Here is a 14,827-nt window from a genome sequence, read left to right as displayed (position 1 = left end):
CATCATTTCTGACCTCCTTAGATCGTAAGGTAGCAACTGAATTCGACATGATCCGCAAAATTCCTGCTAGAAAAAAAGCCTTTCCTCAAAAATAGAGAAAAAACTATAGGTTCCCCTTAATAAAACGGCGAACCTCTGAAATAAAATAGAGCGAGCCAGTGACGACAATCATCGTATTTGCCTCTGCCTTTGCCTGCGCCGTTTGCAGCGCCTGACGCCAATCTTTTTCCATGCGCTTGATTTCAACCGTTGCCTGGGTATAAAGTTCTCGTTCACTTGCCGCACGATGAAAATCAAACGTCGTGAATGTAAAGTCGGCATCCAGATTCTCCACCGGGGCAAGCAGCTCTCCCATATCCTTCTCTTTCGTTGCGGCGACAATAAAATGATAGCGCCTGTCTTTAAATGCTTGCACAAGCGTAGCGGCAAGGGCGGTTACTCCCTCTACGTTATGTGCGCCGTCCGCAACAAGAAGTGGATCCGTTGCGAGGGTTTCAAAGCGACCCGGCCATGATGTGGCTGCGAGCCCTCTGCGAATGGCCGACTCACTCAACTTGCAGTTTCCTTGTTCCTCCAGAAGGCGAATCATCTCCAGGGCCACACCGGCATTTTTTAACTGGTGCTCCCCAAGCATTTGTGTGATCAGATGATCGAGTGTTATGCTCCTAGCACGGTAGCTGAAGCTCTGTCCCTCCCATTTAAGCTCTGCTTTCTGAACGTGAAAATCACGATGGAGCCGTTTAACAGAAACCTCTTGCTCTTTCGCCGTTCGCTCAATCACCTCAAGGGCTTCCACGTCCTCACTTCCCGTCACAAGCGGAACCCCTTTTTTAATAATTCCAGCCTTCTCTGCCGCAATTTCCACGACCGAGGCTCCGAGGATATGCATATGGTCATGCCCAATCATCGTAATCGCTGAGACGAGAGGGGTAAGCACATTCGTTGAATCATAACGTCCGCCAAGACCAACTTCCACCACGCAGAAATCAGGGCGAGCAACGCGCGCAAAATGCCAAAACATCATGGTTGTTATCACTTCAAATTCTGTCGGCGAACCAAGGTCTGCTTCCGTTAACTCTTCTACAAGTGGTCGCACTTTAAGAGCCGCATGAAGTAAGTCTTCCTCGGAAATGGGCACGCCGTTCACAGAGATTCGCTCTTCAAAACATTCAATGTACGGGGAGGTGAACGTTCCGACACGATAGCCTCCCGCTTCTAATAGATGGCGCAAGTAACTTACAGTCGAACCCTTGCCGTTCGTTCCCGCTATGTGGATCGCCTTCATCTCTCGCTCAGGATGATCTAGGCGTTCAAGCATCCACTCCATCCGTGCAAGACCTGGTTTAATGCCGAACGGCAGCAAACTATGAATCCACTCGATTGCTTCTTGTCTCGTTCTCATTCCCTTGTATCTCCCAACATAAAAAACTCTTGTCCTTCATTATAAACTTGCCACATCTGGGACGGCAATTCCGAAAAGCGTAGGCGGGTTGCCCAAAAGCGAGAATTTTGGAAAGCATGGTACTCGTAATTCCAGTGTTAAATTTCAGGGCAGGACTGAAAAACCTCGAGCTTTTACCTGCCGGAGATCGAAAAAACATAGAGACCCGTTTCCAGGTCTCCACATTTCTCTAGGCTTCCAACTCAGCAATTCGTACTTTCACGGTATCGCGCTTTGCGATGTAATCCTGTTGCTTCGCTCTCTCTTCTTCCACAACATGAGCCGGAGCTTTTGCGACAAAGCTTTCGTTATTTAACTTCTTATCAATGCGCTCCACTTCCTTATTCAGCTTCTCGAGCTCTTTGTTCAAACGGGCCACTTCCGCCTCTAAATCAAGCAATCCTGCTAGAGGCATAAATAGTTCAAGTCCACTTAATGCATGAGACATTGATTTTTCTGGCGTCGCAAGTGTTGTGGAGATTTCTAGCTTGCTTGGATTTCCAAATTTCTCGATGTACGCTTTTCCACGCTCAAGCCGCTCTCCAGCGGCATCGTTCGCCGGACGAATCTGGAGTTCGACCTGCTTGCTCATCGGCACATTTAGCTCGGCGCGCGTATTGCGAACAGAGCGAATCAATTCTTTCAATAGCTCCATGTCTTCAACCGCATCGGCATCGACGAGTGCCTCGTCGTATTTTGGCCAACTGGCAACGGTGATAGAATCGCCTCGATGCGGCAAGTGCTGCCAAATTTCTTCGGTAATAAACGGCATAAACGGATGGAGCATACGCATCGTCTGATCAAGCACATGAGCGAGCACAGAGCGTGTGGTTTCCTTTGCGGCTTCGTCTTCACCATAGAGTGGAAGCTTCGCCATTTCAATATACCAGTCACAGACGTCATCCCAGATAAAGTTGTAAAGAAGCCGCCCCACTTCCCCGAATTCATAGGTATCGATCAGTCTTGTCACGGATTGAACCGTTTCCTGAAGGCGGGTCAAAATCCATTTATCAGCAATCGACTTCTCGCCACTGAGGTCAATCTCCTCATACGTGAGCCCTTCCATATTCATCAGGGCAAAGCGCGAGGCGTTCCAGATCTTATTGCCGAAATTCCAAGTCGCTTCGACTTTTTCCCAGTAAAAGCGCAAATCATTTCCCGGGGAACTCCCCGTTGCTAAGAAGTATCTCAAGGAGTCCGCCCCGTACTTTTCAATCACGTCCTGTGGGTCGACGCCGTTGCCGAGCGATTTGCTCATTTTCCGCCCATCCGCATCACGAATGAGACCGTGGATCAGAACGTCTTTAAATGGACGTTTTCCTGTAAACTCCTTGCCCTGAAAAATCATGCGCGATACCCAGAAGAAAATGATATCATAGCCCGTTACAAGAACATTGGTTGGATAGTAGCGCTGAAAATCGGTTGCGTTCTCCTCTGGCCAACCCATTGTAGAAAACGGCCAGAGCGCAGAGGAAAACCATGTATCCAGCACGTCTTCATCCTGGTTCCAGTTCTCTAGATCACGAGGCGCTTCCTGTCCAACATAGAGCTCTCCTGTTTCTTTATGGTACCAGGCGGGGATGCGGTGCCCCCACCAAAGCTGACGAGAAATACACCAGTCACGAATGTTCTCCATCCAGCGCATATATGTTTTCTCAAAACGATCAGGAACAAAGTGGACTTTCCCCTCCGTTTGTTGAAGCTCCACCGCTGCATCGGCAAGTGGCTGCATCTTCACAAACCACTGTGTCGACAAGTACGGCTCAACGACAGCGCCACTTCTTTCTGAGTGACCGACCGAATGTGTATGGTCTTCAATTTTGAAGAGAATGCCCGCGTTTTCTAAATCCTTGACAATTCTTTTGCGGCATTCGAAGCGATCAAACCCCTGGTAGACGTTAGCGTTCTCGTTCATCGTTCCATCCTCGTTCATGACGAGCACACGAGAAAGATCATGACGGTTGCCGATTTCAAAGTCATTCGGGTCATGAGCGGGCGTGATTTTCACCGCTCCTGAGCCAAATTCCTGATCAACATACTCATCAGCAACAATCGGAATTTCTCTGCCAACGATCGGGAGAGTGACGGTTTTTCCGATCAGATGCTTGTAACGATCGTCCTCTGGATGAACGGCGACCGCTGTATCCCCAAGCATGGTTTCCGGGCGGGTCGTGGCTACGTCGATGGATGCACTGCCGTCCGTGAGCGGATAGTTCATGTGGTAAAACGCCCCTTGAACATCCTGATAGATCACTTCAATATCAGAAAGCGCCGTCTTGGTTTGTGGGTCCCAATTAATGATGTACTCGCCGCGATAAACCAATCCTTTTTCATAGAGCTGGACAAACACTTCGCGCACGGCCTTAGACAAGCCTTGGTCCAGCGTGAAACGCTCGCGTGAGTAGTCCACAGATATTCCTACTTTTGCCCACTGGTCGCGAATGAACCCTGCATATTCTTCCTTCCAGGCCCAGGAGGTGTCAAGGAATTTCTCCCGTCCCAGGTCATAGCGGCTTTTGCCTTCCTCGCGTAGCTTTCCTTCCACCTTGGCTTGTGTTGCAATTCCAGCGTGATCCATCCCTGGCAGCCAAAGCGTGTCATACCCCTGCATTCGTTTCGTGCGGGCAAGAATGTCTTGCAACGTTGCATCCCAGGCATGACCAAGATGAAGCTTTCCTGTCACGTTCGGTGGTGGAATGACGATCGAATAAGGCTCTTTCTCCGACTCTCCTGTCGCTTTAAAAAAGTCGCCTTTCACCCAATAGTCATACCATTTGGCCTCGGTTTGCTTGGGATCGTATTTGGTCGGCATTGAAACTTCCTGTTCCATTGTAGAACCTCCTTATTATGTTGAATTCCAGTTGCGGCGCCCACTCGCTCGAGGTTTCTTCACGCCGCCAGATCAAGCCAAAACCGGGCTTGATTCTGCCGTCGCTCCAGAACTTGTCGCTCGTGTGCAGGGCCGCCTCCGCTTTTCTTGATCCAGCTGCGGCGGGTAGACGCTCGGGATTTTTCAGTCCTGACAACGAAATCAAAAATCGGATTTCTTTTGTCAGGCCTTCCAAAATCCTCGCTTCTGAGCGACCCGCCTCCGCTTTTCTAACAAAAAAACCCTCTTCATCTCAAAGGACGAAGAGGGCTTGTTCGCGGTACCACCTTTGTTCACAAGCAAATTTCACTTGCACAACTTAACCGGATAACGGTCCGTGCCCGGCCTTGCCTACGTTTCATTTCAGCAAGGCAGCTCCCAGGCGACATTCAAATAGCCGTACATAGGAAACCTTCCAACCTTGGATTTCCCTCTCTGCATGCCAGCTCATTCTACTCTTCCTGATCAACGCTTACCTATATACTTAATCGTCTTGCGCTTATTTTACCGTTTTCCATCTTATTTCGTCAACAACCGTTTCGTTCCTCCAAGCGTCGCCTATTTTCATGAAAGATATACGCCCATTTGGAAGCTAAATCCGGGACCTCTGTCTTGACAGATACATACGATAGAAAAAAGTGGCTTTCATTCAGCTGTCATACATTGAAGAAGAGCCTGCGAAAATGGAGCTAGGCTCTCGTCCATTGTTCGTGTCGAACAGAAAGGATGTTGTTTATGCCCAAACGATTCCGGGGCTTTCCGCCCCCTTGTCCAATGCCTGGTCCTCCTAGAAGACGGGGATCATTTCGCCTGATGATGCTTCAAATTTTGCCGCCCATTGCCACCTTTCAGCTGATCCGTCTCTTGCTTCTACCTACAGCTCTTGACCTCTTTCTCTTTGCTTTCATTGCCGTTCTTTGGATCTGTCTACTCCTCGGAATTTTCTAACGGTATGGCAGCGTCTTCACCATCTAGACGCTGCCTGTGCCCATGCCTTTTTTGCAAGCATAAAAAAGCACCAGAGACCCATCCCTGATGCTTCCGTTTACCCTTCCTCTTCTTCTTCAGCCGGGGCGAGCTTTGATACAAGCCGCTGGACTTTGCGCAAGGCAATCACTCGTTTTTCTAAACGTTGCACATGTTCAAGCTCACTTTTTTCGTTTCCTTTTGTTTGATAGTCAAGCATCGCATAATAAATCGGCTCCGGGAAAAGCATATACGCACAAACGAGCTGTTTCTCCGCATCAAGTAGAGGCAAGTGATATTCGTAGCGTCCAAACCAGCGAAAGACTTCTTCCTCAGACCAAAGCGCATACGGAAAGCTATGGCGGCAAAAGCTCGCTAAATCACGGGCAGGGGTATCAAGACTGGCCTGCTCGAAGTTAAAGAGAAGTGGTTGATTTTCCGCCGAGAACAGTGCATGCTTTCGAGAAAGCCTTCCATGGGTAAGCACGCTGCGATACGTCCCTTTCTCCAAGGTCGACTCATACCACTTTTCTAAATGCTGCTTCGCCCCTCCTGACATTTGCTCGAACATATACATATGCGTAAGAAAGGTCAATTCGAAGGGAGACATATACGTCTTCTGCTCTGCCTGATCAGCAAAGCGCTTCAGTTCCAATATACGCATGTCCCATCTTGAAAGCAATCGTTCACACGACTGATCAAGAATTTCTTTAGAAGCCTGCTGCGTTTTGACCGTTAAACGATGAATCACACCCATTTGATCGGCAATTTTCTCTTCCATTGACACCCGATCCGTGTAGTCAAGCTCCTTCACCCAGGGCATTAGATAATAGCTCTTTTGCCCACTGGAGATCGTATATTCGCCAAATTTAGTCGGAAGAATCGGGATGAGCGATCTGTAATTAAGCCTGGCGAGCTTGCGAAAAGCATGAACAAGCTCGTCTGCCCGCAAGCGGTTCAGTTCGGTTTCCTTTAATGCAAACGTTCCCTGCGCTGCCTTCACCTTCTTTACCTTTCCGAGATCCTCGATTTCTTGCGGTTGAATATCGTAATAGAACAAAATCGCTTCATACGGTTGATTCATGTTGTCACCTTCTTTTGATCCAGCCAATTAGCCATAAGCGATACAAATCCTCTCGTCTGTTCCCATTCTTTGAGGGCTCGTTTGACTTCATGCTTTAGATCTTCTGCTGAGCATTTGCCTACACATTCGGCGACGTGATTAAGCTCATACGGCTTCAGCGCTTCAGCCAGCATAAGCGCCCCTTGGTCTTCGCCTAGAATTACTTTCTCAGGGATTCCCTCCAGTAGGCGTAATAACGACTCCTCTCCATTGCGCTGACGCCACTCTTTTAGAAAACGAACGAGCGAATAGTAACCGCGTTCTGGACGCGCGGTCGTTCCGTACCAAACCAGCACGTCAAAAGTTGTCTTGGCCTGTTTCGTTTCCTCCACTCGATCCATTATCGGAAGTGAAGCGTTCGTGCTCCTCAAAAGCTTGCCCGCTTTTTTCTCTCGCACCGATGCTTCCGTCATCAACCGACGTACCATTTGCCGTTCAGCCTCTTCCATACTTGAAAGAGAGTGAGAGAGCTCTGCATAGCGCGGCGCGGGCGCCTCTTCGGTAGCGACATGATTTGTGCCAAGGCCGTTTTCGATCATAGAAGCGAGCAGCATTCCCCACGTCCCTTCCCGACCCTTTTGAGGAAAATGTTCCTGAAGGTCATCGTGAACGGTTACATAGCGGTGTTTCCACTTTAGATAGGGCTTTCCTTCGGTTGTGCGAATCATCCGATCGACTAGCACATAAGGCGTGACACTACAACGGTCACGCCACAAAATATGCCAATTTAAAAGCGTTTCATCTTGCCATAGATGAATTCGTTTTCGTCCTTGCGTCGTCTCAACCAACGTCTCCGTAACAAATCGGGCCTCATCCCATGCATACTGCTCTTGTAATTTCGTTAGCATGGGGCCCACCTATGACTTCGTTGAAACCGGAATGTAGAGGATTTGTCCTTCCTCTAGATGCTCGGATTCTAAGTTATTCATTCGAGTGAGCTGAGCTGTTGATATTTCATACCTTTCGGCTACATGCTCAAGCGTTTCTGTTCCCTGGATAATGCACATCCGCCACTTCGAAAACTGCTCATCTTCATTGCGCAGCATCTTTGTTAGATAGAGGGCGTTTTCCTGACGAATCCCGTGTGGCTCTTCCCTTTGTTCTTCTTCCACTTCTTCCACGATGTCTGCCTCGCCCCGATGATCAGTGGTCGGAGCCCTTTGTGACGTTTCCTCAAGATGGGCACTTGGCTCTTCTTCTTGCTTCGCCGAACGGCTTGCCATTGCACTTAAAGAGGAGTAAAAAGACGGGCGACGTTCAGGCTTCTCCACCTCTTTTTCAACTGGCTCATCGTCTCCCCCCGCCTCTTCATACGCGGCACGGAGAGGTTCTATTTGCGGAGAAGTTGCTTCTGGCTCGAGCGGCGCCACTTCGTATTCCACAGGTGAGTTTATCTCTTCGTTATCATCGCGCTGTCGTTCCTCGCTGTGCCCTGTCTCTTGAATCACTGGCTCTTGCACCGCCTCGAAAGAAAAGGCTGTCTCCAGCGGCTCTTCGGGCTCCTCTTCCCTAGCTTGCCCCGGGTTAGCAGGGTGGTACGGCTCCTCTTCTCCAGCGCTCATTCCACTAATGCACACATCAGCCGTCAGCTGAATACAGCTTTTCTCGGGCAAATCGTAGTCAAACGATTCCACTTCAACAAAGATGTCGTCGACACTCTGAATGCGCGCCATCGGAATCGTAATATCAATCGGGAACACATGCTCAATTTCCCCGGTTCCGTCTTCCTCCACCTGTTCCATATCTCCAACCGAGCGAAATGAACCGAGTGCTTCAAACGAGTCTTCTCCTTGCGGCTCATCGTCTTGTCCGACACGGTACTCTCCGATAAAGCGCAAGCCTCCTTTGATTGTGACATGCTCGCCATCCTGATCAACGGCTATTTCCGGTGTAAGCGACATGCCAATAATTTCTTCGATTTCCTGTCCTTTATTTAACCAAACCGAATCCTCGATCGAAAAGGTTAATGTGGAAGGATGTTCCTGTGTCACCGTTCATTCCCCCTCATCTTCATATCTAGCCTTTATTCATAGATATGTCGTACAGTACACATTATGAAGAATGCCCACAGGTTATGCCTCTTTCACGATGAAAAGCAGGGAATACCGAAAAGCGTAGGCGGATTGAACAAAAGCGAGGATTTTGGAGGGCCTGCACGAGAAATCCCGCTTTTGGATTTCCGGGCAGGACTGAAAAATCCCGAAGCTCCTACTGCCAGAGATAAACAAAAAAGCCCGCAGAAAACACTGCGAAGCTCCTTTATAAAGGCTTGATTCCCCAAATCTCTGCGGCGTACTCTTTGATCGTTCGATCGCTGGAAAACCTTCCCGAATAGGCCGTGTTGTTAACACTCATTGTCAGCCAGTTCCACTTGTCTTTGTACCTTTGCTCGATGAGTTCATGGGTCTCAATATAGGCATCAAAATCTTTTAAAACGAAGTAGGGGTCATTTTGGTACAAAACCTGGTAATATAGATCTTTAAATGACAGCCGCTCCAAACCAAAGACACCGTCATTCAACTGATCCAGAATTCGCCTGAGCCGATCATCGGTTTGATACAGATCTTTCGCAGAGTACCCGCCATTACGATAGTAATCGAGCACTTCCTCTGACGTTAACCCAAACGTAAACATATTGGCGTGCCCTACCAGGTCCAAAATCTCAATATTCGCCCCGTCCAGCGTCCCAAGTGTTATCGCCCCGTTCATCATCATTTTCATATTTCCTGTCCCGGATGCTTCTTTGCTCGCCGTCGAAATTTGTTCACTAATATCAGCTGCCGGGATCAGCTTTTCGGCCAGGCTGATGTTGTAATTTTCCAAGAAAACGACTTTTAGCTTCTCTTTTGTATCCGGGTCATGATTAACAACAGAGGCCACCTTGTTGATCAAGTGGATGATTTCCTTGGCGATGTAATAGCTCGGCGCGGCTTTTGCTGCAAACAGAAAGGTACGCGGCGTCAGTTCAAGGCGTGGATTATCTTTAAGCTCGTTGAAAAGATGCATAACATGGAAAATGTTCAGAAGCTGCCGCTTATACTCATGAAGACGTTTGATTTGCACATCGAAAATCGATTGGCTATCGATCATCACACCTGTCTGATTGTACACGTCGTTTGCGAGTTTTTGCTTGTTCGCCTGTTTTACGCTCGAAACCTCTTCAAGAAAAGGCTGATCTTTGGAATAACGAAGGAGACTGATCAACTGACTCGGTCGCTTCACCCACGCTGCTCCGATAACATCGGAGATTAATGAAGCGAGCGCTGGATTGATTTGCAAAAGCCAACGACGGTGGGTAATCCCATTGGTTTTGTTGTTAAAACGCTCAGGAAAAAGTCTGTAAAAGTCGTTCATTTCCTCTTTTTTTAAAATATCAGTGTGAATGCGGGCCACACCGTTCACGCTTAAGCTGCCGACGATGGCAAGCCTTGCCATGTGCACCTGCCCATCGGCAATGACCGCCATTTGCGGAATCTGATCTCGTTTACTCGGATGATTGAACCAGAGCCACTGGCAAAAACGTTCGTTCACCTCATGAATAATCTGATAGATGCGTGGCAGCAATTTCTTCACAAGCGCCACCGGCCACGTTTCCAATGCTTCGGCAAGCGTCGTGTGATTCGTGTAGGCAACGAGTTTGGTTGTAACGCTCCACGCCTCCTCCCAACCGTAGCCCTCTTCATCCATAAGAATGCGCATCAGCTCTGGAATCGTCAGTGTCGGATGTGTATCGTTGATTTGAATCGCGACCTTCTCCGGCATCTTACTCAGCGGCTTCTGGTGGAGACGTCTGAAGGTGCGAATGATTTCCTGAACACTAGCAGAGACAAGAAAATACTGCTGTTTAAGTCTTAGCTGCTTTCCTTCTTCCTCGGAATCATCCGGGTAGAGATAACCCGAGATTTGTTTAATCGATTGCTCGTTCTCCAGGTCGCGGTAAAAGGTTCTGCTGCACTCCTCCTCGCCACCTGCTGATTCAGCACTCCAAAGGCGCAGTGAATTGACAACGTTGTTTTCGTACCCGACGATCGGCACATCGTACGGGACGGCAAGCACATCCTCCGTATTCCTAAGCTCAATCTCTAGCGACCCGTCGGTTCTAGCATGCATCGACACCTCCCCACCGAAACGTACAAGCACTTGTTCCTCTGGCTTTTGAACCTCCCAAGCGTACGGCATACTGAGCCAGTCGTCTGGGAGCTCGACTTGGTGTCCTTGAATGACGCGCTGCTTAAAGAGCCCGTAACAATAGCGTATGCCGAGACCATGACCTGCATAGCCAAGCGACGCCAGCGAATCAAGGAAACAGGCCGCTAAGCGACCAAGACCACCATTGCCCAGTGCTGCATCGTTTTCTATCACCAGAATTTGGTCAAGACAATGATCCATCTCTTCCAATGCTTCCTTCGTCACCTCTAGTAACCCGCAGTTGAGCAAGTTCGCCTCGAGCATACGGCCGATCAGGAATTCCATTGATAGGTAGTACACTTGTTTAGGCTTCTTCTTCGCATAGCTCGCTTCAGTTTGTTGCCAGTCCTGCTTGATCTCCTCATTCACAATCTGGGCGATACCGTAATAGAGCTCTTGCTCCGTAGCTTCTCCAAGAGAACGCTCCCCCAATGAAGGGATGCTCATTTTTAACCGTTCTAAAAATTCCTGTTTGCGCAATCTCGTCAAAGACTTCCCCTCATTTCGTTACCGTGGCATACAATTGGCTGTATTCTTCCGCCGAGTGTTGCCAGTCAAACTTTTGCTTGTTCACATTTTTAATCAGCCGCCGCCACTGGATCGCATCTTGATAAACGTCAAGTGAGTCGTAGAGCACATGTAGCAAATCGTGGGCATTATAGTTGGCAAAGCTAAACCCGTTCCCTTCTCCGCTTACGCTATTGAACGGAACAACCGTATCTCTAAGCCCTCCCGTCTCCCGCACGATCGGCACCGTTTTGTACTGGAGAGCGATCAGCTGAGCGAGTCCGCATGGCTCAAATTGCGAAGGCATCAAAAAGAAATCAGCACTCGCGTACATTTGTCTAGCTAGTTCCTCATTAAATGAGAGCAGCGATCGCACTTGATCCGGAAAGATATGGGGCAACTCAGCAAAAAATGCTTCAAATTCTGCTTCCCCTGTGCCGAGAAGGATGAACTGAACGTTATGCTGCAAGAATTCAGGTAAAATTCGTTTAATGAGATGCAGTCCTTTCTGCTCCGTTAGCCGGGTGACCATGATGTAGAGGGGAATGCTCTCATCCACTGACAGCCCAAGCTTTTCTTGCAAAAACGCCTTATTGATGCTTTTTTTAACACGAGAGTCTCGATACGTGATATGCAAGTTCGGATCTGTTAACGGGTTGTATTCCTTTGTGTCAATGCCGTTGAGAATGCCGCTTAAATCCTCCAATCGCTCGTGTAGGAGGGGATGAAGGCCTTCGCTGTAATAAGGGTCGAGGATTTCTTCGGCATAGCTCGGACTGACGGTCGTAATTTTATCAGCGTGAAACAAGGCGCTTTTCATGCAGTTGATCATCCCATTCCACTCGAAGCCGCTGAAGTGCTCCCCAGACAGGTTAAAGAAATCAGAAAATGTGCTGTGAGGCATGACTCCCTGGTACTTTATATTGTGAATCGTGAAGACTGTCTTCAAACCTTCAATCGGCTGCTCAATGTTTGCAAGGGCAACAACCAGCCCTGCCTGCCAGTCGTGCGCGTGTAGGACATCCGGAACGAAATCGAGCTTAGCAAGCGCCGCCATGACCGCATGACTAAAGAACACAAAGCGCTCCCCGTCATCGTAGTACCCATAAATGCCTTTACGCGTGAAATAGTAGTTATTCTCGATGAAGTAGTAAATAACGCCCTTATACTCATACGAGTACAGACTGACCTCTTGCTCGCGCCAGCCAAGCGTTACGTGAAAGCGAGCGACATACTGGAATTCCTCGCTGTACGACTCTGCTACTTCATCATATAGCGGCAGAATGACTCTCACATCGGCCCCGTTCGATTGCTTAAGAGCAAGAGGAAGCGAGCCAATCACGTCCGCAAGCCCACCAGTTTTAACGAAAGGGCTACATTCAGAAGCAACAAATAAAATTTTTTTCATGGGCAGTGGTCCCCTCCTCTTTTCTGTCATGATGCCTGAGTCCAGTCACTTATGACACCGTCTGACGTTTCGCGATCACATACGGTTTGTCACTGGACCCGATCAGGGTTTGGCCGGAAGCGATCGTGACATCTTTATCAAGAATGACATTTTCTAAATAGACGCCTTCTTCAATTATACAACGCTGCATAACAATCGAGTTCTTCACGCGACTCCCTTTATGTACATGAACACCACGAAATAATACGCTTTTCTCCACACTCCCTTCAATTACACAGCCGTTTGCCACCAGCGCTGTTTGCGCACTCGCCTGGCCCAAATACTGGGTCGGAGGTTCGTTGCTAATTTTTGTACGAATCCGAGGTGCCTGATAAAACAATTCCTTAAAATTCTTGCAGTTTAAGAGATTCATATGCTGCCGGTAGTAGGACTTAATCGATGTAATGAAGACCGCATAACCATTCTGCACATGATGTTTAACCCGCAGTGAGTGCAGGTTCCCCTTAACTCCTTCGTGGAACAAATTCTGCTTATGCCTTGCAATGCATTCATCAACAAGCGCTAACAGCTTTCTCTTTTTTATAATATAGGCCCCCGTAAAGAGCAAGCGGTTCTCTGGCTCATACGTCAGCGCTGTTACATTATGATTCTCATCGACCTCCAGTCGACTGCATCCCCGATGGTCGTCTGTTGGATCCATTTCAGTGGACAGAAGCGTGACATCTGCGTCAAGTTCCAAATGCTGTGCAAATGCGGCTTGATAGGAATCGTTGGAAAGAAACTGACTTCCGCTAATAAGCACATGCGCTGAAGCGCTTCTGGCAAAGAAATCACGATTGTTATGAAAGTACCGCAAATCTCCTGCCGAAAGATCTGTAGGATCATGCCAATCAGGAGGCAAAATAAAAAGACGTCCATTTCTTCGCGCAAGGCCCCAATTCTCTCCTGAACCCAGATGATCCATAAGAGAACGATATTTGCTTGGTGCGAAAATCGCGACTTCTGAGATGCCCGCATCCACCATCGACGAAAGCGTAAAATCGATCAGCCGATACCTTCCGCCAAAAGGAACAGCAGCTCCGCAGCGGAAGTACGTCAGCTCATTCAAAAAGTCTCGTTCCTGATCAAGATTGATAAGCCCGATCATTGATTCCATAGCAAATCCCCCTCCACCTTTGTAGTTGACTCGCGTGCCTGTTCTATGAAATTCTGATCAATAATCAACGGCTCCGCCCCTTCCGGTGTTTGAATCATCATGCCGTCCGGAACCTTCACATTCTCCATCACAATCACACGCTCAAGAACAACCCCTGCCCCTATTTGCACTCCAGACTGAAGAATCGACTCCATGATGAGGCTCCTCCCTTCAACATGGACATGTTCAAACAGCACCGAATGCTCAATCGTACCTGAAATTAAGCAACCGGCACTAAGGAGCGAGTAATTCACCCGTGCCTCCTTATCAAGATAATGGGGTGGGTAGTTCGCACTGTTGGAATACGTCCGCCATTGTTTGTTGTTCAGCGATAGGCTCAGATCTTCATCAAGCATGTCCATGTTGGCTTCCCAGTAGCTTTGAATGGTGCCCACGTCCTTCCAGTAGCCTTTAAAAGGATACGCCAGCATTTCATTGCCCTCAGCAAGCATCTTCGGAATGATGTCTTTTCCGAAGTCATGACTTGAATGAGCACATGCGTGATCCTCTAGCAAGTGACGACGTAAAACGCTCCACTTAAACATGTAAATGCCCATCGAGGCAAGGTTGTTTTTCGGCTCAGCTGGTTTTTCCTCAAATTCATAAATGCGCAAGTTCTCATCTGTATTTAATATCCCGAACCTTGACGCCTCCAACCAAGGGACTTCCATTACTGAGATCGTCGCGTCTGCCTCGTTGCGCGTATGCTCGTCTAGTAGCTCTTTGTAGTTCATTTGATAGATGTGGTCACCGGAAATCACAAGGAGATGCTCTGGGTTGTACTGATCAATGAAGTGTATGTTCTGGTAAATTGCATCAGCGGTTCCGGCATACCAGTGCCCGCCGTGTGCGCGGGTATGTGGAGAAAGAATAGAGACACCGTCTTTCTGCCGGTTCAAGCCCCAGGGCTCTCCGATGCCAATGTGCTGATTTAATTCGAGGGGCGAGTACTGTGTGAGCACACCGACCGTATGGATGTTGGAATTCCCACAGTTGCTTAACGTAAAATCAATGATTCGATATTTCCCTCCGAAAGGAACCGCTGGCTTTGCTAGCTTTCTTGTCATTAAACCCAGTCTCTTCCCTTCCCCTCCTGCTAGTAACATGGCCACACATTCTTTCCTCACGTA

Annotated in this window: 10 protein-coding genes and 1 other annotated feature; of the genes, 1 reads left to right on the top strand and 9 read right to left on the bottom strand. The window is 48.5% G+C overall.

Annotated features, from left to right (window positions below; all coding sequences use genetic code 11):
* Positions 1–103: 103 nt before the first annotated feature.
* On the bottom strand, positions 104–1,402 hold the full coding sequence (locus AVZ68_RS07590; protein WP_059103915.1) for a bifunctional folylpolyglutamate synthase/dihydrofolate synthase: 1,299 nt from the start codon (positions 1,400–1,402) through the stop codon (positions 104–106).
* A gap of 229 nt (positions 1,403–1,631) precedes the next feature.
* On the bottom strand, positions 1,632–4,271 hold the full coding sequence (locus AVZ68_RS07585; RefSeq protein WP_059103914.1) for a valine--tRNA ligase: 2,640 nt from the start codon (positions 4,269–4,271) through the stop codon (positions 1,632–1,634).
* 292 nt (positions 4,272–4,563) lie between these two features.
* Positions 4,564–4,788: a binding site (T-box leader), on the bottom strand.
* Positions 4,789–5,036: 248 nt separating this feature from the next.
* Here AVZ68_RS07585 and AVZ68_RS21180 point away from each other — a divergent pair.
* On the top strand, positions 5,037–5,258 hold the full coding sequence (locus tag AVZ68_RS21180) for a YszA family small membrane protein (RefSeq protein WP_496196938.1): 222 nt from the start codon (positions 5,037–5,039) through the stop codon (positions 5,256–5,258).
* 97 nt (positions 5,259–5,355) lie between these two features.
* Here AVZ68_RS21180 and ysxE read toward each other — a convergent pair whose 3' ends face one another.
* The 7 genes from ysxE to AVZ68_RS07550 form a co-directional block, all read right to left on the bottom strand.
* On the bottom strand, positions 5,356–6,360 hold the full coding sequence (gene ysxE / locus AVZ68_RS07580; protein ID WP_059103913.1) for a spore coat protein YsxE: 1,005 nt from the start codon (positions 6,358–6,360) through the stop codon (positions 5,356–5,358).
* The gene (locus AVZ68_RS07575) at positions 6,357–7,247 is read right to left on the bottom strand and encodes a hypothetical protein (RefSeq protein ID WP_059103912.1); all 891 of its coding nucleotides are present in this window, start codon (positions 7,245–7,247) and stop codon (positions 6,357–6,359) included. The genes ysxE and AVZ68_RS07575 overlap by 4 nt, the downstream gene beginning before the upstream one ends.
* 9 nt (positions 7,248–7,256) lie before the next feature.
* Positions 7,257–8,390, bottom strand: coding sequence for a stage VI sporulation protein D (gene spoVID / locus AVZ68_RS07570; protein ID WP_059103911.1), 1,134 nt, complete (start codon positions 8,388–8,390; stop codon positions 7,257–7,259).
* Positions 8,391–8,658: 268 nt separating this feature from the next.
* The gene (locus AVZ68_RS07565) at positions 8,659–11,076 is read right to left on the bottom strand and encodes a glycogen/starch/alpha-glucan phosphorylase (RefSeq protein WP_082676365.1); all 2,418 of its coding nucleotides are present in this window, start codon (positions 11,074–11,076) and stop codon (positions 8,659–8,661) included.
* 10 nt (positions 11,077–11,086) lie between these two features.
* Positions 11,087–12,502, bottom strand: coding sequence for a glycogen synthase (locus AVZ68_RS07560; RefSeq protein ID WP_059103910.1), 1,416 nt, complete (start codon positions 12,500–12,502; stop codon positions 11,087–11,089).
* Positions 12,503–12,551: 49 nt separating this feature from the next.
* Complete coding sequence (gene glgD / locus AVZ68_RS07555) at positions 12,552–13,658, bottom strand: glucose-1-phosphate adenylyltransferase subunit GlgD (protein ID WP_059103909.1); 1,107 nt, start codon at positions 13,656–13,658, stop codon at positions 12,552–12,554.
* Positions 13,646–14,824: a glucose-1-phosphate adenylyltransferase gene (locus AVZ68_RS07550; protein WP_059103908.1), complete on the bottom strand. Its 1,179-nt coding sequence runs from the start codon at positions 14,822–14,824 to the stop codon at positions 13,646–13,648. Before AVZ68_RS07550 ends, glgD begins: the two co-directional genes overlap by 13 nt.
* Positions 14,825–14,827: the final 3 nt, after the last annotated feature.

It is taken from the genome of Shouchella shacheensis, from assembly GCF_001484965.1.
GTDB lineage: Bacteria > Bacillota > Bacilli > Bacillales > Bacillaceae_D > Shouchella > Shouchella shacheensis.
This window is presented reverse-complemented; position numbering and strand designations above follow the sequence as displayed.

Coding starts and splice junctions, on each gene's coding strand:
- AVZ68_RS07590 (WP_059103915.1), bottom strand. CDS start 1,402: ATGAGAACGAGACAAGAAGCAATCGAGTGGATTCATAGTTTGCTGCCG.
- AVZ68_RS07585 (WP_059103914.1), bottom strand. CDS start 4,271: ATGGAACAGGAAGTTTCAATGCCGACCAAATACGATCCCAAGCAAACC.
- AVZ68_RS21180 (WP_496196938.1), top strand. CDS start 5,037: ATGTTGTTTATGCCCAAACGATTCCGGGGCTTTCCGCCCCCTTGTCCA.
- ysxE (WP_059103913.1), bottom strand. CDS start 6,360: ATGAATCAACCGTATGAAGCGATTTTGTTCTATTACGATATTCAACCG.
- AVZ68_RS07575 (WP_059103912.1), bottom strand. CDS start 7,247: ATGCTAACGAAATTACAAGAGCAGTATGCATGGGATGAGGCCCGATTT.
- AVZ68_RS07560 (WP_059103910.1), bottom strand. CDS start 12,502: ATGAAAAAAATTTTATTTGTTGCTTCTGAATGTAGCCCTTTCGTTAAA.
- glgD (WP_059103909.1), bottom strand. CDS start 13,658: ATGGAATCAATGATCGGGCTTATCAATCTTGATCAGGAACGAGACTTT.